1 protein-coding gene is annotated in these 20,042 nt (G+C 76.0%); it reads left to right on the forward strand.

The window, feature by feature from the left end:
- Positions 1-11: 11 nt before the first annotated feature.
- Positions 12-19,982 carry a non-ribosomal peptide synthase/polyketide synthase gene (locus tag FHS34_RS19725; RefSeq protein WP_184967122.1) on the forward strand — a complete coding sequence of 6,657 codons (19,971 nt, stop codon included), beginning with the start codon at positions 12-14 and terminating at the stop codon, positions 19,980-19,982.
- The last annotated feature ends 60 nt before the right edge of the window (positions 19,983-20,042 follow it).

The raw sequence follows: 20,042 nt of genomic DNA on the forward strand, positions 1-20,042 counted from the left end.
ATCCGACGACCATGACGTCTTCGACCCCTTCGAACCCCTCCGGTCCCGCGCGGTCCTCCAAGCGGGACCGGGCCGAGGCGCTGCCCGAGGAGATGCGGGAGGCGCTGCGACGGCGGCTCGCCGGACGGGCCGGCGGCGCGTCCCGCGTCCCCCGGCCGGGCATCCCGCGCGCCGGCCGGGAGCACCCGCTGCCCCTCTCCTTCGCGCAGCAGCGCCTGTGGTTCCTGGACCGGCTGCGGCCCGGCGACGCCCGCTACAACAGCGCCGTCGCGGTCCGCCTCACCGGCGCCCCGGACCGCGAGGCGCTGGGCGCGGCCCTGGCCGCCGTCGTGGCCCGGCACGAGGCCCTGCGCACCACCTTCGAGGAGACCGACGGCCGGCCGGTGCAGCGCGTGCGTCCGGCGGCACCCGTGCCGCTGCCGCTGCGGGACACCGGTGACCTCGACGCGGACCTGCTCGCGGAGTACTCCCGCCCCTTCGACCTGACCGACGGGCCCCTGCTGCGTGCCCTGCTGCTGCGCGAGTCCGCCACCTCGCACGTCCTGCTCCTGACGGCCCACCACATCGTCACGGACGGCTGGTCGATGGGCCTGGTCCTGGACGAGCTGTGCACCGCCTACGACGCCCTCGCGCAGGGCACCGCCCCGGAACTGCCCCCGGTGGCCACGCAGTACCCGGACTTCGCGGTGTGGCAGCGGGAACAGCTCTCCGGGGCCCGCCTCGAACGCGCCCTCGACCACTGGAAGGAGCGGCTGTCCGGGGCGGTGGCACCCGAACTGCCCCTGGACCGGCCGCGACGCGGCGAGGAGGCGGGCGAGGGCGCCGTCCACACCTTCACCGTCCCCGCCGGCCTCACCGCCCGCCTGCGCGACCTCGCGAGAGAACACCACAGCACCCTGCACACCGCCCTGGTCGCCGCCACCCAGGCCCTGCTGGCCCGCTGGTCGGGCCAGGACGACATCACGGTCGGCTCCCTCACCCCCGGCCGGTCCCGCACCGACCTCGAACGGACCGTCGGGTTCTTCGTCAACACCGTCGTGCTGCGCACCCCGGTGGACCCCTCCGGGTCCTTCCACGACCTGCTCACCAGGGCGGCCGACACGGTCAACGACGCCTTCGCGCACGGTGACACACCGTTCGAGCGGATCGTGGAGGCGGTGGGCGCACCCCGCGAGGCGGGCCGCAACCCGCTGTTCGACGTGATGGTCCTGCTGCACCCCGACCCGCCCGCCGCCACCGCCCCGCGCGGGCTCGCCACCACCCCGGTCACCGTGCCCCGGCAGGCGGCCACCTTCGACCTCAGCATCGAGTTCGTGCCCGACGGCACGGAGCTGACCGGTCTGCTGGAGTACCGCACCGACCTGTTCGACACCGCCACGGCCGAACGGCTGGCCGGACAGCTGCTGCGCCTGCTCCGGGGCGCCACCGACACGCCGGACCGCCCGCTGGGCAGCCTGCCCCTGATGTCCGCGGAGGAGGTGCGGCGCGTCGTCCACGACTGGAACACCCCGGCACCCCACCCCGTGGACGACACCCCCCACCCGGTCCTCTTCGAGCGCCGCGCGGCCCGCACCCCCGACGCCCTCGCCCTCGTCGCGGCCGGCGAACGGCTGGACTACGGCACGCTCAACGCCCGCGCCAACCGGCTCGCCCACCACCTCATCGCGCAGGGCGCGGGACCCGAAGAGCTGGTCGCGCTGCGGCTGCCGCGCACCGCCGACATGATCGTCGCGATCCTCGCCGTCTGGAAGTCCGGCGCCGGCTACCTGCCGCTCGACCCGGCGCTGCCCGGGGAACGCATCCGCTTCCTGCTGGACGACGCGCGCCCGGCCCTGGTCCTGGACGAGGCCGCCCTTCGCCGGATACCCGCCACCGCCCCGGACACCGACCCCACCGACAGCGACCGGCGCGCCCCGCTGCACCCCGACCACACCGCCTACGTCATCTACACCTCCGGCTCCACCGGCCGCCCCAAGGGCGTCGCCGTCACCCACCGCTCGGCGGCCCGCCTGCTGGCCGCCCACCGGGCCGGCTTCGTCGCCGAGGCGGGCGGCGGCCCGCTGCGGGTCGCGCTCACCGCGTCCTTCTCCTTCGACACCTCCCTCGAAGGCGTGCTGCTGATGGCCGACGGCCATCCCCTGCACCTGGTCGACGAGGTGACCCGGATGGACCCGGCCGCGCTGGTCGAGTACGTCGTCGAGCACCGTGTCGACTTCCTCGACGTCACCCCCTCCTACCTGCGGCAGTTGCTGCCCGCCGGGTTGCTCACCGACCCCCGGCACCACCCCCGGGTCCTGATGCTCGGCGGCGAGGCGGTCGGCCCCGCGCTGTGGCGCGAGCTGGCCGCCCACCCGGACGTGACCGCCCACAACTTCTACGGGCCCACCGAGTGCACGGTCGACGCCCTGTCCTGCCGCATCGAGGGCGGGGACCGCCCGCTGGTGGGCCGCCCCCTGCCCGGGACACGCGCCTACGTGCTGGACGACCGGCTCCAGCCGGTGCCGCCCGGCGTCGGCGGCGAGCTGTACCTCGCCGGCGCCCAGCTGGCCCGGGGCTACGCCGGCCGGCCGGGCCTGACCGCGGCCCGCTTCCTGCCCGACCCGTACGGGCCGCCCGGCACCCGCATGTACCGCACCGGCGACCTGGCCCGGTGGACCGCCGACGGGCGCCTCGACTACCTCGGCCGCGCCGACGACCAGGTCAAGGTGCGCGGCCACCGCATCGAGCCCGGCGAGATCGAGGCCGCCCTGCTCGCCCTGCCCGGCGTCGCCGCCGCCGCGGTCGTCGCCGTGCCCGACACGCACGGCCACACCCGCCTCGCCGCCTACGTCGTCGCCGCGCCCGGCGCGCCCCGGCCCGCCGCCGCCGAACTGCGGGCGGCCCTGCGCCGCGTCCTGCCGGACCCCTGGGTGCCGTCCTCCTTCACCGCGCTGGACGCGCTGCCGCTGACCACCAGCGGCAAGCTGGACCGCCGCGCCCTGCCCGCCCCCGACCTCGAAGGCGGCGACGGTGAAAGGGAGTTCGTCGCTCCGCGCACCCCCGCCGAGGAGACCCTGGCCGGCATCTGGGCCGAGGTGCTCGGGGTGGCCCGGGTGGGTGTCACGGACAACTTCTTCGAACTGGGCGGCGACTCGATCCTGAGCATCCAGGCCGTCTCCCGGGCCCGCGCCGCGGGCCTCGGCATCGGCTCTCAGGACGTCTTCCGGCACCAGACGGTCGCCGACCTGGCCGCCGCCGCGTCCCGGCGCACCGCCGGCGTGCCCGCACCCCGGCTGCCGCACGAGGACGGGCCCGCACCGCTCACCCCGGTCCAGGAGTGGTTCTTCGCCACCCATGGGCCGCTCGCGCACTTCACCATGTCGATGCTGCTGGACCTGCCGCACGACCTCGACGAGGGGGCGCTGGAGCGGGCGTTGGAGGCCGTCGTCGCCCATCACCCGGCGCTGCGGACTCGCTTCGTCCGCACGGCGCGGGGCCGGCGGCAGCTCCCCGGCACCGGCCCGGCCACCGGACTGCTCACCCGTCACGGCCCCGGCACCCCACCCGCCGAGGCCGCGGAGGCCGCCCGCGCGGCCCTGGACCCGGAGACCGGGGCCCTGCTGCGCGCGGCCCTGCTCACCGGCCCGGAGCGTCCCCGGCTGTTCCTGACGGTCCACCACCTGGCCGTCGACAGCGTCTCCTGGCGCGTGCTGCTGGCCGCCCTGGAACGGGCCTACCGGCAGGCCGCGGCGGGCGAGGAGCCCCGGCCGGAACCCGAGCACACCGCCTTCGCCGACTGGGCGCGCGCCCTGGCCGGCCGGGTCCGGGCCGGCGATCTGGACGACGACCTGCCGTACTGGACGCGGGAGGCCGCGCAGCCCCGCACCCCGCTCCCCGTCGACCTCCCCGGCACCCCGCTCGCCGGGTCCGTCCGCACCGTCCGCACGCGGGTGGACCGCGCGACCACGGAGGCGCTGCTGCGGCGGGTGCCGGGCGTGTACCGCACCCAGGTCAACGACGTGCTGCTGAGCGCGCTGGGCCGGGTGCTGGCCGACTGGACGGGCGCGGACCGGGTGACCGTCGCCCTGGAGGGCCACGGCCGGGAGGAGGACCTGGCCGAGGGGGCCGACCTGTCGCGCACGGTCGGCTGGTTCACCACCCAGTACCCGGTCACGCTGACCCCGGCGGGCCCGGACGACTGGGGCGCCACGCTCAAGGCCGTCAAGGAGCGGCTGCGGGCCGTGCCCCGCCGCGGCCTGGGCTACCAGGCGCTGGGCCACCTCGGCTCGCCCCGGCCGGAAGCCCGCGCCCTCGCCGAACTCCCGCTCCCGCAGGTGTGCTTCACCTACCACGGCCAGTGGGAGGCACCCGCCGGAGGGGACTTCGCGCCCGTCGCCGACGTACCCGGCCGCGACATGGACCCCGGCGCGCCGCTGGACCACCTCCTCGATGTGTCCGCCCTGGTCGCCGACGGCGAACTGGAGATCACCTGGCACTACAGCGACCAGGTGCACCGGCCCGGCACCGTCCGGGAACTGGCCGACGGCATGGTCCGGGCCCTCACCGCCATCACCGAGCACTGCTCCCGCCCCGGCGCGGGCGGCCGTACCCCTTCCGACTTCCCGCTGGCCCGCCTCGACCAGGCCGGAGTGGACCGCCTCGCCGGGGACGGCCGGGACGTCGAGGACCTGCTGCCGCTCACCCCGCTCCAGGAGGGCATGCTCTTCCACCGGCTGGTCGGCGGACCGGACGACGTGTACGTCGACCAGGCCGCACTGCTGCTGGAAGGGGTGACCGACCCCGACGCCCTCGCCGTGGCCTGGCAGCGGGTGACCGATCGCACCCCCGCCCTGCGCACCTCCGTGGTGTGGGAGGGCGTGCCGGTGCCGCTCCAGGTCGTCCACCGCCGCGTCGAGGTCCCCGTCACTCTGTCGGACTGGCGGGAGGCGGCCGCGGCGGAACGGGCCGAGCGGCTGGCCCGGCTGCGCGCCGACGACCTCCGACGCGGCCTCGACCTCGGCACGGCGCCCCTGATGCGGCTCACCCTGGTCCGGCTGCCCGACGCCCGGCTGCAGCTGCTGTGGACCTCCCACCATCTGATCCTGGACGGCTGGAGCCTGGCCCAGGTGCTCACCGAGGTGTTCGAGGAGTACACGGCACTCACCACCGGCGCCACTCCTCGGCCACCGGCGCGCCGGCCGTTCGGCGACTACGTGCGCTGGCTGGCCGGCCAGGACGGCGCGGCCGCCAAGGCGCACTGGCGGGACGTGCTCACCGGGTTCGCCACCCCCACCCCGCTGCCCGTCGACCGCGCCCGGCGCCCGGGACACGAGACCCGGTCCGCGGGGGTGCACACGGCCGGGCTGAACGACGAGGTCTCCGCGCGGCTGGCCCGCACCGCCCGCGCCGCCGGACTCACCCTGGGCACCGTGGTGCAGGGCGTCTGGGCGCTGCTGCTGTCCCGCTACAGCGCCGAGCGGGACGTGCTGTTCGGGACCACCGTCTCCGGACGCCCCGACGACCTGCCCGGCGTCGAGTCCATGGTGGGCATGTTCATCAACACCCTGCCCACCCGCGTCCGCGTCGACGGGGACCGCACCGCCACCGACTGGCTCCGGGAACTGCAGGAGGCACAGGCCGAGGCACGGCGGTTCGCGGCGGTGTCCCTCGCCGAGCTGACCTCGCTGAGCGACGTACCCTCCGGCAGCCCGCTGTTCGACAGCATGGTGGCCTTCGAGAACTACCCCTTCGACGACGCCCGTTCGGCCGCCTCCGGCATACGCCTGGCCGACGTCTCCGCCCGCGACGCCACCAACTACCCGCTCGTGCTGCGGGCCTACCAGGGCGAACGGTTCGGCTTCGACCTCGCCTACGACCCCGAACTGTTCGACGCCACCACCGTGCGGAGCCTCGCCGACCGGCTGTGCCTGCTGCTCACCGAGCTGGCCGACGATCCGGACCGGCCCGTGCGCGCCCTCGCCTGGACGACCGCCGGGGAACGGCGGCGGATGCTGTCCGACTGGAACGGCACCGAGGAGGGCCGGCCCGACGCCACCCTCGACGGTCTCTTCGCGGCCCAGGCCGCCCGCACCCCCCACGCCGAGGCCGTCACCTGCGGCGACGACCGGCTCGACTACGCCACCCTGGACGCGCGCTCCGGACGGCTCGCCCACCGGCTCGCCGAACTCGGCGCCGGACCGGAGAAGTTCGTCGCCCTCGCGCTGCCCCGCTCCACCGACCTCGTCGTGGCCGTCCTCGCCGTGCTCAAGACCGGCGCCGCCTACCTGCCCATCGACCCCGCGCTTCCCGCGGAACGCGTCCGGCAGCTGCTCGCGGACGCCGGGCCGGTGACACTGGTGACCACGACGGGGACCCCGGTCGACACCACGGTGCCGCTCCTGCCGCTGGACGACCCCGGGGTACGGGCCGATCTGGCCCGCCGTCCGGCCGCCGGACCGGCCCGCCGTGCCCTGCCCGAGAGCCCCGCCTACGCCATCTTCACCTCCGGCTCCACCGGCCGGCCCAAGGGCGTCGTCGTCCCGCACGCCAACGTGGTGCGGCTGTTCACCCGCACCCGGCACTGGTTCGGCTTCGGCCCCGACGACGTGTGGACGCTGTTCCACTCCTACGCCTTCGACTTCTCGGTGTGGGAGCTGTGGGGCCCGCTGCTGCACGGCGGCCGGCTCGTGATCGTCCCCGAGGACACCGCCCGCTCCCCGGAGGACTTCCTGCGCCTGCTCACCGACGAGCGGGTCACCGTCCTCAACCAGACACCGTCCGCCTTCTATCCGCTGATCCGGGCGGAAGCCGAACGGCCCGGCACCGCCGGCCGGCTCGCGCTGCGCACGGTGATCTTCGGCGGCGAGGCGCTCGACGTGACCCGGCTCGCCGACTGGTACGACCGGCACCCGGACACCGCGCCCCGCCTGGTGAACATGTACGGCATCACCGAGACCACCGTGCACGTCACCTACGCCGCGCTCGACCGCCCGACGGTCCGCGCCCACACCGCGAGCCCCATCGGTACCGGCATCCCCGACCTACGGCTCTACGTCCTCGACGACACCCTCCGGCCGGTGCCGCCCGGCGCCGTCGGCGAGCTGTTCGTCGCCGGCGAGGGCCTGGCCCGCGGCTATCTGAACCGGCCCGGGCTCACCGCGACCCGGTTCCTCGCCGACCCGTTCGGCCGGCCCGGCACCCGCATGTACCGCACGGGCGACCGGGCCCGCTGGCGGGCCGACGGCACCCTGGAGTACCTGGGCCGCGCCGACCAGCAGGTCAAGATCCGCGGCTACCGCATCGAACCCGGCGAGATCGAGGCCGCCCTGCACACCCACCCGGGCGTGGCCGCCGCCACCGTCGGCGTGTACGAGGACACGGCCGGCACCCGCCGGCTGGTCGCCCACATCGTCGCAACCGGCACCGGCACCGGCACCGGCACCGGCACCGGCGACCGCCCCGCACCCCCGTCCGCCGGTGAACTCCGCGCCCATCTGGAGGGGCTGCTGCCCGCGCACATGGTGCCGGCCGCCTATGTCCCGATGGCCGCGCTGCCCCTCACCGTCAACGGCAAGCTCGACCGGCGCGCCCTGCCCGCACCCGGCCCCGACGGCTTCGCCGCCGACCGCGCGCGGACCCCGCTGCGCACCCCCGCCGAACGGCTGGTCGCCGCCGCCTGGACGGACGTCCTGGACACCGACGAGGTCGGCGCCGACGACGACTTCTTCGCCCTCGGCGGCGACTCCATCCTCGCCGTACGCGTCACCTCCCGGCTGCGCGCCGCCTTCGGCACGGACGTCTCGCCCCGGCTGCTGTTCACCCACTCCACGCTGTCCGGCCTCGCGGCGGCGCTGGACGAGCCCCTGACCCAGGCCGCCGCCGACGCCATCCCGGCCGCCGCCGCGGACACCCCGGCACCCCTGTCGTACGCCCAGCAACGCCTGTGGTTCCTCGACCGGTTCGAGCCGGGCAGCACCGAGTACACGACCCTGTCCGTGCTGCGGCTGCACGGCCCGCTCGACACCGCCGCCCTGCACACCGCCCTGAACGGCCTGGTCGCCCGGCACGAGACCCTGCGCACCACCTTCGCCGAACACGACGGCCAGGCCCGGCAGATCGTGCACCCGCCGCGGCCTGTGGACCTGCCCGTGGAGGACCTCCCCGACACCGCGGCCCTGGACGCCCTCCTGGACCGCGCGGCCGCCACCGCCTTCGACCTGGCCGCCGGCCCCCTGCTGCGCGCCCGCCTGGCCCGGCTCGCCGCCGACGAGCACGTCCTCGTCCTGGCCGTGCACCACATCGTCACCGACGGCTGGTCCGGCGGCGTGCTCGCCCGCGACCTGGGCGAGCTCTACGCGGCGGCCCTGGAGCACCGCGCCCCCGAGCTGCCCGCACTGCCCGTGCGCTACACCGACTACGCGGCCTGGCAGCGCGCCCGCGCCGACCGTGCCGAGGCCGAACTGGTCTACTGGCGCCGTGCCCTGGACGGCGTCACCCCGCTCGAACTGCCCACCGACCGGCCACGCCCGGCCGTCCGCACCCGCGACGGCGCCCTGGTGACGTTCACTCTGCCCGCCGCGCTGACCGAGCGGCTGCGCGAGCGCGGCCGGGACGCCGACGCCACCCTGTACATGACCCTGGTGACCGCCTGCCAGATCCTGCTCGCCCGCTGGGCCGGCCGGCCGGACGTCACCGTCGGCACCGTCACCGCCGGCCGCGAACGACCCGAACTGCACGACGTCGTCGGCATGTTCGTCAACACGCTGGTGCTGCGCGCCCGGGTCCGCCCCGAGCTGCCCTTCCGGGAGCTGCTGGCCGAGGTGCGCACGTCCGTCCTGGAGGCGTTCGCCCACCAGGAGGTGCCCTTCGAGCGCGTGGTCGACGCCCTCCAGCCCGAGCGGGACACCAGCCGCACCCCGCTCTTCCAGGTCATGGTCGCCCTGCACAACCTCGACGCCGAGCCGCCCCGGCTGCCAGGGCTGGCGGTGGAGCCGCTGACCCCGCCGGTCCGCAACGCCACCTTCGACCTCGCCTTCGACTTCGTGGCCGGCGACGACGGACTCACCGGCCACCTCGAGTACAACACCGGCCTCTTCGACGCCGACACCGCCGAACGCCTCGCCGGCCGGCTGCGCGTCCTGCTGGAGGCCGTCGCCGAGGACCCGGAGCGGCCCGTGGGCCGGCTGCCGCTGATGACCGACGACGAGCGACGGCAGGTGCTCCGCCACGGGCGGGGAGCCCCGCTGCCCCGGCCGGACACCACCTTCCCCGCACTGTTCGAGGCCCAGGCCGCCCGCACCCCGCACCACACGGCCCTGGCCGCCCGCGACACCACCCTGGCCTTCGCCGCGCTGAACGAGCGGGCCAACCGGCTCGCCCACCACCTCATCGCCCACGGCGCCGGACCCGAGGACGTGGTCGCCGTACGGCTGCCGCGCACCTCCGACCTGGTGGTGGCGCTCCTCGCGGTTCTCAAGTCCGGCGCCGCACTGCTCTGCCTGGAACCGGAACTCCCGCCGGAGCGAGCGGACTTCCTCCTCGCCGACGCCCGGCCGCACACCCTGCTGACCGACCTCGGCGCGGTGCCCTGGGACCGGCTGCCCGCCCACGACCCCACCGACGCCGACCGCGTCCGGCCGCTGCTGCCGGAACACACCGCCTACGTCGTCTACACCTCCGGCTCCACCGGCCGCCCCAAGGGTGTCGCCGTCGAACACCGGCAGCTGGTCAACCTCTGCCACGACCACCGCACCGGCCTGCTCGCCCCGCACACCACCGGCGGACGGCGGCTGCGAGCCGCCCTCAGCGCCTCCTTCTCCTTCGACACCTCCTGGGAAGGACCACTGCTCCTCGCCCTCGGGCACCACGTCCACCTGATCGACGAGGACGTCCGCCTGGACCCGCAGGCGTTCTGCGACCAGGTCGTCGAGCACCGGCTCGACCTGGTGAACGTCACCCCGTCCTACCTGCGCGAACTGACCTCCGCCGGCCTGCTCGCCCCCGGCCGCCACCACCCGCGGCTGCTGCTCGTCGGCGGCGAGGCCGTCACCCCGGCCGACTGGCGCGACCTCGTGCGCGCCGAACGGGAGCTGGGCGTGGCGGTGTACAACATGTACGGCCCCACCGAGACCACCGTCGACGCCGTCTACGGCCGCTGCGCCGACCGGCCCGACCGCCCGGTCATCGGCCGTCCCGGCGGCAACCTGCGCGCCCACGTGCTCGACGGCGCCCTGCGCCCGGTCCCGCCCGGGGTGCCCGGCGAGCTGTACCTGGCCGGGGCGCAGGTGGCCCGCGGCTACCTCCACCGGCCCGGCCTCACCGCCGCCCGCTTCCTCGCCGACCCGTTCGGGGCACCGGGGGAGCGGATGTACCGCACCGGGGACCGCGCCCGCTGGGACGGGGACGGCCTGCTGGAGTTCCTGGGCCGGGTGGACGAGCAGGTCAAGATCCGAGGGTTCCGCATCGAGCCCGGCGAGGTGGAGGCCGCCCTCCGGGACCACCCGGACGTCGCCGACGCCGCGGTCGCCGCGCGCGAACACGCCGGGCGCCGGATGCTCGTCGGCTACGTGGTGCCCGCCGACGGCCGCGCCCCGTCCGCCGACGCCCTGCGCCTCGCACTGCGCCGCACCCTGCCCGACCACATGGTGCCCGCCGCGTTCGTCACGCTCGCCCGCATCCCCCGCACCACCAGCGGCAAGACCGACCGGCGCGCCCTGCCCGACCCGCCCGCACAGCCCGACGGCACCACCCCGTACGTCGCCCCCCGGCCCGGCCCGGAGGAGCGGCTGGCCGCGATCTGGACGGAGGTGCTCGGTGTCGAACGCGTCGGCGCGCACGACAACTTCTTCGCCCTCGGCGGCGACTCCATCCTGAGCATCCAGATCGTCTCCCGGGCCCGGCAGGCCGGACTCGCCCTCACCACCAAGGACGTCTTCCGGCACCAGACGGTGGCCGAACTCGCCCTGCGCACCAAGGAGTCGGAGCCGCCGAGCGAGTCCGCCGCCGGCACCGCGCCCCGCGAGGCGCCGCTCACGCCGATCCAGCACTGGTACCTGGACGGCCGCGACCCCGCGCGCCCGCTCCGCTTCACCATGACACAGCGCCTGGAACTCGCCCCGGACACGGACGGCCGGGCACTCCGGGACGCCACCGGCGCCCTCGTACGGCACCACGCGGCCCTGCGCACCCTCTTCCGCCGCACCGACGACGGCTGGCGCCAGGAAGTCCTGCCCGACGCACCGGAAGGCGTCTTCACCCGGCACGACACGGCGGGGCTGGACGACACGGCGCTGGAGAGCGAGGTCCAGCGGCTCACCGACGAGGCGCAGGCCGCCCTCGACCCCACCACCGGACGGGTCGTACGCGTCCTGTTCCTGGACCGCGGACCGGGCCGGTCCGGACAACTCGTCGTCACCGCGCACCACCTGGTGATCGACGGGGTCTCCTGGCGCATCCTGCTGGCCGACCTGGAGACCGCGCACCGGGCGGCCGCGGCCGGCGCCCCGGTCGAGCTGCCCGCCACGGGCACCTCCTACGGCCACTGGGCCGACCGGCTCGACCGGCACACCCGCTCCGGCGCCCTGGACGCCGACCTGGCGTACTGGACCCGCACCGTTGCGGCCCCGGCCGAGCTGCCCCCCGGCCGGCCCGGACCGAACACCCACGGCACCGCGGCCGCCCTCACGGTCACCCTGGACGCGGACACCACCGACGCCCTGCTGCGCAAGGTCCCGGAGACCTACCGCACCCAGGTCAACGACGTCCTGCTCAGCGCCCTCGGCCGCACCCTGGCCCGCTGGTGCGGGCGCGACACCGTCCTGCTGGGCGTCGAGGGCCACGGCCGGGAGGACCTCTTCGAGGACGCCGACCTGTCACGGACCGTGGGCTGGTTCACCGCCGAGTACCCGCTCGCGCTCACCGCCGGCCCGGACGCCGGCTGGCACGACACCCTCCGCTCGGTCAAGGAACAGCTGCGCGCGGTACCGCTGCGCGGCCTGAGCCACGGAGCCCTGTGCCACCTCGTGCCCGGCAGCCCGCTCGCCGGGGCCCCCGCACCACGCGTCGGCTTCAACTACCACGGCCAGTGGGACACCGGCGGCGCCGACGGCCTGTTCCGCGGCTCCCTGCCCCCGGCCGGCCGGGACACCGACCCGGACGAACCCCGCCCCTACCTGCTGGACATCACCGGAGTGGTGCAGGAGGGCCGCCTCGAACTCGGCTGGACCTACCCGTCGGCCGTCTACGACGAGGCCACCGTCCGCCGGCTCGCCGAGGGCATGCTCGCGGCCCTGCGGGACATCGTGGCGCACTGCGCCCGCCCCGGGGCGGGCGGCCGTACCCCCTCCGACTTCCCCCTCGCCGGACTCGGACAGGACCAGCTGGACCGGCTCGTCGGCACCGGCCGGGCCGTCGAGGACGTCCTGCCGCTCACCCCGCTCCAGTCCGGCATGCTCTTCCACGGCCTGGTGGACACGGAGCACGCCTATTTCGACCGTACGGCCGTACGGCTGTCCGGCGTGGCCGACCCGCGCGCCTTCGCCACGGCCTGGCGGCAGGTCGCCGACCGCACCCAGGCGCTGCGCACCAGCGTCCACTGGCACGGTCTGCCCCACCCGGTCCAGGTGGTCCACCGCCGCGCCGAGCTGCCCGTCACCCACCTCGACTGGCGCGGCCTGACCCCGGCTCAGCGCAGGGAGGCGACCGAGCGGCTGCTCGCCGAGGACCGCACGGCCGGCATGGACCTCACCACCGCGCCGCTCACCCGCCTCACCCTGGCCGCCCTGCCCGGCGACGAGGTGCTGCTGCTGTGGTCCACCCACCACATCGTCCTCGACGGCTGGAGCACCGGGCAGCTGCTCACCGAGGTCTGCGAGCGGTACGCCGCCCTCACCGGCGGCCCGGATCCGGCACCCCCGGCGCGGCGGCCCTTCGCGGACTTCCTGCACTGGCTGCGCGAGCAGGACGAGACCGCGGCCGAACGGCACTGGGCCGACGCCCTCGCCGGGTTCACCGCCCGCACCCCGCTGCCGTACGACCGCACGCCCGCCGAGGCCCACCGCGCCCGGTCCGCAGCCGCCGTCCACCACGAGCTGGACGCGGGGGTCTCCCGGCGGCTGCGGGAGACCGCCGCCCGCGCCGGACTCACGGTCAACACCGTCGTGGAGGGCGCCTGGGCGCTGCTGCTGGCCCGCTCCGGCGGCCGGGACGACGTGGTGTTCGGCACCACCGTCTCCGGCCGCCCGGCCGAACTGCCCGGTGTCGAAGGCATGATCGGCATGTTCATCAACACCGTGCCGACGCGTGTCCGGGTTCCCGCCGGGCCGGTGCTGCCGTGGCTGCGCGGGCTCCAGGAGCGGCAGAGCGACGCCCGCCGCTTCGACTTCCTCGCCCTGCCCCGCATCCAGGCCGTCAGCGAAGTGCCGACCGGGGAAGCGCTGTTCGACAGCATGGTGGTGTTCGAGAACTACCCGGTGGACGAGTCGGCCACGGCCCGCACGGGCGTCCGGGTGGAGGAGGTGCGCGCCGACGACGCCACCACCTTCCCCTGGTGCCTGCGCGCCCACCTGGCCGAGCGGCTCGGCTTCGACCTGGCCTACGACCCCGCCCTGTTCGACCCCGCGACCGCCGAGCGCGCCGCGGACCGGCTGGCCGCCCTGCTCACCGCCCTCGCCGACGGGTTCGACACCGACCTGGCCGACCTGGACCTGCTCACCCGGGCCGACCACGAGCTGCTGGCCGCCTGGAACACCACCGCTCGCCGGACCGCCCCGAGCAGCCCCGTGGCCCTGCTCGCCCAGCAGGTCAGCAGGACCCCGGACGCGCCCGCGGTCCACGACGGTGACCGTGTTCTGACGTACCGTCAACTGTGGGACTGGGCGACTGCGCTGGCCGGACGGCTGGTGGCCGACGGCCTGGCGGCGGAGGACCGGGTGGCCCTCCTGATGGACCGCTCCGCCGAACTCGTCGTCGCCGAACTCGCCGTGCTCCTGGCCGGCGGAGCCTACGTCCCCGTCGACACCCGGGCCCCCGAGGAGCGCCGCGCCGTCCTGCTCGCCCAGGCGGGCGCGACCGCCCGGCTCACCGCCCGCGAGGTGGCCGCGGCCCGCACCGACACCGGGGGGACGCGGACCGCGTCCACGCGTCCCGCAACGCGAGGAGAGGCCGAACAGGCGCCCGCCGTGTGCGAGCGGGTGCCGGCCGTCGATCCCGACCGGCTGGCCTACGTGATGTTCACCTCCGGCTCCACCGGCCTGCCCAAGGCGGTCGCCGTCCGGCACCGGGATGTGGCGGCGCTGGCCACCGACAGCCGGTTCGCCGACGGCGTCTGCGACCGGGTGCTGCTGCATTCGCCGGTGGCCTTCGACGCCGCCACCTTCGAGGTGTGGGCGCCGCTCCTCAACGGCGGCTGCGTGGTCGTGGCCCCGGGCGGGGACGTCGACGCGGCCCTGCTGCGCCGGCTGTCCGGCGACGGCGGGCCGACCGCGCTGTGGCTCACCGCCGGGCTGTTCCGGCTGCTCGCACAGGACACGCCCGACTGCTTCCGGGGCCTCGCCCAGGTGTGGACCGGCGGTGACGTCGTCCCCGCCCAGGCCGTGCGCCGGGTGCTCACCGCCTGCCCCGGCCTGACCGTCGTGGACGGCTACGGACCCACCGAGACCACCACCTTCGCGACCTCCTGCGCCCTCACCGACCCGGCGGCCGTGCCCGACACCGTTCCCATCGGCCGCCCGCTGGACGACATGCGGGCGCACATCCTCGACGCCCGGCTGCGGCCGGTCCCGCCGGGCTGCCCGGGCGAGCTGTACCTGGCCGGCGAGGGAGTCGCCCGCGGTTACCTGGGCCGGCCCGGCGACACCGCGGCCCGCTTCCTCGCCGACCCCCTCGGCCCGCCCGGTGCCCGCATGTACCGCACGGGCGACCTGGCCCGGCTGCGCCCGGACGGCACCGTCGAGTTCCTCGGCCGCGCCGACGACCAGGTGAAGATCCGCGGCTTCAGGGTGGAGCCCGGCGAGGTCGAGGCCGCGCTCGCCGCCCACCCGGACGTCGTGGACGTCGCCGTCCTCGCCCGCGAGGACCGGCCCGGCGCCAAACGGCTCGTGGCCTACGTCGTCGGACCCGCCGGAGCGGACCCCGAGGAGCTGCGGGCCTTCGCCGGCCGCACCCTGCCCGACTACCTCGTCCCCACCGCCTTCGTCCCGCTCGCCGCCCTCCCGCTCAGCCGCAACGGCAAGGTCGACCGGGCCGCCCTGCCCGCGCCGGACGCCGGGTCCCGGCGCCCCCGGGTCGAGCCCCGCAACGAGACCGAGCGCCGCACCGCCGACGTCTTCGGCGAGGTGCTGGGCAGCGAACCACCCGGTGTGGAGGACGACTTCTTCCAGCTCGGCGGCGACTCGATCCTCAGCATCCGGCTCGCCTCCCGCCTCGCCGAGACCTTCGACACCGACCTCACACCGCGCGCGGTGTTCACCCACTCCACCCCGGCCGCGCTGGCCGGCCTGCTCGGCGCCCGGCAGGGCTCCGGCCGCCCGGCGCTCGTCCCGGTCGCCCGCGACGCGGTCGCGCCGATGTCCCACGCCCAGCAACGCCTCTGGTTCCTCCAGGAGTTCGAACCCGAGGGCGCCGAGTACGTCACCGCGCTCGCCGTGCGTCTGCGCGGCACCCTGGACACCGGCGCGCTCCGCGCGGCCCTCGGCGCCGTGGTGGCCCGGCACGAGTCCCTGCGCACCACCTTCGACAGCGTCGACGGCCACGGCATCCAGATCACGCACCCGCCGCAGGACGTACCGCTGCCCGTGCGCGATCTGTCCGGACTCGCCGCGGCCGAACGGGAGCCGGCTCTGCGCCGCCTGCTCGCGGAGGAGCGCGCCCGTCCCTTCGACCTGCGCGAGGGCCCGCTGCTGCGGGCCGGACTGGTACGGCTCGCCCACGACGAGCACATACTCGGCCTGACCCTGCACCACATCGTCACCGACGGCTGGTCCACCTCCGTCCTGCTCGGCGACCTCGCCCACTGCTACCGGGCCGAACTCGGCACGGAGGAACCGGACCTGCCGCCCCTGCCGGTGCAGTACGCCGACTTCGCGCACTGGCAGCGCACCGCCGGGGATGCCGACGCCGACGAGCACCTCGCCTACTGGAAGGACCGACTGGCCGGCGGCGCACCGCTGGACCTGCCCACCGACCGGCCCCGGCCGCCGGTGCGCACCAGCGCCGGCGCGACCACGGGGCTGGTGGTGCCCGCCCGCACCGCACGGCGGCTCACCCGGCTCGCCAGGGACCACGGCACCACCCTGTTCACCACGCTCGTCGCCGCCGCCCAGGCCTATCTCGCCCGGCTCTCCGGCACCGAGGACATCGCCGTCGGCACCGTCACCTCCGGCCGCGACCGGCCCGAGACCCAGGGCCTCGTCGGGTTCTTCGTCAACACGCTGGTGCTGCGCTCGCGGGCCGAGGCCGAGCGCCCCTTCACTGGATTCCTGACCGACGTACGGCGGACCGTCCTCGACGCCTTCGCCCACCAGGACGTGCCGTTCGAGCGGGTCGTGGACGAGGTGCAGCCCGTCCGCGACACCAGCCGCAGCCCGCTCTTCCAGGTCATGGTCGTCCTGCAGAACACCCCGGCCGCCGGTCTCGAACTGCCCGGCCTGGAGGTCACCGACGTCGAACCGGACTCGGAACAGGCCGCGTTCGACCTCACCCTGGAGTTCGCCGAGACCGGCTCCGGCGCCCTGCACGGCCTGCTCACCTACAACACCGACCTGTTCGACCCGGCCACGGCCGAGCGCATGGCCGGCCAGCTCGGCAGCCTGCTGGGCGCCGTCGCGGAAGACCCCGGCCGGCCGCTCGGCGCCCTGCCGCTGACCTCCGACGACGAGCTGAAGACCGTACTGGACCAGGGCCGGGGCACCTTCCGGCCGGTGCCCGAGTCCACCCTGCCCGCCCTGTTCGAGCACCAGGTGGCCCGTACCCCGGACGCGGTGGCGCTGGTCGACGGCGACCGGGAACTGACCTACGCGGAGGTGGACCGGGCGGCCAACCGGCTGGCCCACCGGCTCGTCCGGGACGGCGTCGGACCGGAGAGCGTGGTGGCCCTGGCGCTGCCCCGCTCGGCGGCGACCGTGGTGGCCCAGCTCGCCGTCGCCAAGGCCGGCGGCGCCTTCCTGCCCGTGGACCCCGACTACCCGCCACAGCGCCGGGAGTTCATGGTCCGGGACGCCGAAGCCCGACTGGTCCTCGGTGACCCGGCCGAGGTGTGGGCCGCCGACGGACCGGAGACGGCACCCACGGACAGCGACCGGGCCACGCCCCTCACCCCCGCCCACCCCGCCTACGTCATCTACACCTCCGGCTCCACCGGAACCCCCAAGGGCGTCGTCGTCACCCACCGGGGACTCGCCTCCTTCGCCGCGGCGGCCGCCGAACAGTACGCCGCCGGTCCCGGCGACCGGGTGCTCCAGTTCGCCTCGCCGAGCTTCGACGCCTCCGTGCTGGAGCTGTGCGTCTCCCTGCTCAGCGGGGCCGCGCTGGTCACCGGCGAGGAGGGCCCCCTGGTCGGGGAGCGCCTCGCGGAGGTCCTCGCCGGCCGGCGGATCAGCCAGGCGCTGATCCCCCCGGCGGCGCTGGCCACCGTCCCGCCGGAGACCGCCGCCGCCCTGCCCCAGCTGCGCACCCTGATCGTGGGCGCCGAGGCCTGCCCCGCCGACCTGGTCGACACCTGGGCCCCCGGCCGCCGGATGATCAACTCCTACGGGCCCACCGAGGCCACCGTGGTGGCCACCTGGACCGGCCCGCTGGACCCCGGCACCGGCGCCCCGTCCATCGGCCGCCCCTCCGGGCACACCCGCGTCCGGGTGCTCGACGCCGCCCTGCGCCCCGTACCGCCCGGCGTCACCGGCGAGCTGTACCTCGCCGGGCCCGGTCTCGCCCGCGGCTACCTGGGCCGGCCGGGACTGACCGCCCAGCGGTTCGTGCCCGACCCGTTCGGCGCGCCGGGGGAGCGGATGTACCGCACCGGGGACCTGGTCCGCTGGACCGCCGACGGCCGGCTCCGGTTCGCCGGACGCGCCGACGACCAGGTCAAACTGCGCGGCTTCCGCATCGAGCCCGGTGAGATCGAGAGCGCGCTGCGCCGCAGCCCCCTGGTGCGGGACGCGGCCGTCGTGGTACGCGCCCAGGAGACGCCCGGAGCCCCGGCCCGGCTCGTCGCCTACGTCGTCCCCGTGGAGCCGTCCGGCACCGGGCTGCCCGTCGGCGAGCTGCGGCTGCACCTCGCGGGGCTGCTGCCCCCGCACATGGTGCCCTCGGTCTTCGTACCGCTCGACCGGCTGCCGCTCACCCCGAACGGCAAGACCGACCGGCCGGCCCTGCCCGCGCCCGGCCCGGCCCAGGCCGCCGACGGCCCGCGGACCGCGCCGCGCACCGACACCGAACGCCGGGTCGCCCGCATCTGGGCCGATGTGCTGGGCATCGAGGAGGTCGGCGCCGACGACAACTTCTTCGCGCTCGGCGGCGACTCCATCCTGAGCATGCAGGTGGTCTCGCGGCTGCGCCGGGACGGCCTGCACGTCGCCACCCGGGACCTGTTCACGCACCAGACCGTCGCCGAACTCGCCCGCGTGGTCCGCACCGCGCCCCGGCGGACCGACGACGGCCCGGTGACCGGCGAGGTGCCGCTCACCCCGATCCAGGAGTGGTTCCTGACCACCCCCCGCGCGGCCCACCACCACTTCAACCAGTCGGCGCTGCTGGAGCTCGACGGGACCCCCGACCCGCGGGCGCTGCGGGCCGCGCTCGACGCCCTCCTCGACCACCACGACGCGCTGCGCATGCGGTTCACCCGCGAGGAGGACGGCTGGCGGCAGTTCAACCCGCCGCCCGCCGCCGGCCACGACATCCTCGTCCCGCACGACCTGACCGGGCTGTCCGCGGAGGAGGCCGACGCCGCCATGGCGAAGGCCGCCGACGAACTGCACGCCGGCTTCGACCTGGCCCACGGACCGCAGTTGCGGTCGGCCCTGTTCACCGGGGACCCCGGCCGGCCCGCGTTCCTCCTCCTCGTCGCCCACCACCTGGTGGTGGACGCCGTCTCCTGGCGCATCCTGCGCGACGACCTGGAGACCGCCTACCGGCAGGCCCTCCAGGGCGGACCGGTCACGCTGGGGGAGCGCGGAACCAGCTTCCTGGAGTGGTCCCGGCGCCTGGCCGCGCACGTCACCGAAGGCGGCCTCGACGACGAACTGCCCCACTGGGAGCAGGCGGTGGACACCGCGCCCACCGCCTCCGGACCCGCCCCCGAGCCCGACGCCGGACCGGCCGCCACGGTGAGCGTGGAACTCGGCGAGGAGGACACCACGGCGCTGCTGCGCTCCGCGCCGACCGCCTACCGCACCCGGGTCAACGACGTCCTGCTCGCCGCCCTCTCCCTGGCGCTGGCCCGCTGGACCGGACACGACCGGGTCCGCCTGGACCTGGAGGGCCACGGCCGCGAGGACCTGCTCGACGGCGTCGACCTCTCCCGCACCGTCGGCTGGTTCACCACCGTCTACCCCGTCGCTGTCCAGGTGCCCGACCCCGGCGACCTCGGCCCCGACCGGGACTGGCGGTCCCTGGTGAAGTCGGTGCGCCGCCAGCTGCGCGCCGTACCCGGCAACGGCATCGGCTTCGGCGCGCTGCGCACCTTCGGTCCGCCCGAGGTCCGCGAACGCCTCGGTGCCCGGGCGCACGGAGAGGTGGTGTTCAACTACCTCGGCCAGTGGGACGCCCGCCCCGAGACCGCGGACGGCGGACTGGTCCGCGCCGAACACGGCTCCTTCGGACAGGACCACGACCCCCGGGACCCCGGCTCCCACCCGGTGGAGGTGGTGGGCGCGGTGCAGCACGGCCGGCTCGCCTTCACCTGGCACCACCGGCCCGCCGTCCACGACACGGCGACCGTGCGCCGGGTGGCCGAGGAGTTCGCCGAGGCCCTGCGCCACCTCGCCCGGCACGCCAGGGGAGGCCGGTGACGACACTCCCGCCCCGCGAGGCGCCGCCCCGGCCGACCGCCCGGCGCGGCCCTCGTTCCC

Source organism: Streptomyces echinatus (assembly GCF_014203595.1).
GTDB lineage: Bacteria > Actinomycetota > Actinomycetes > Streptomycetales > Streptomycetaceae > Streptomyces > Streptomyces echinatus.

What these genes read in the sequence shown, in the direction of transcription:
- FHS34_RS19725 (WP_184967122.1), top strand. Translation starts at nt 12, where the DNA reads ATGACGTCTTCGACCCCTTCGAACCCCTCCGGTCCCGCGCGGTCCTCC.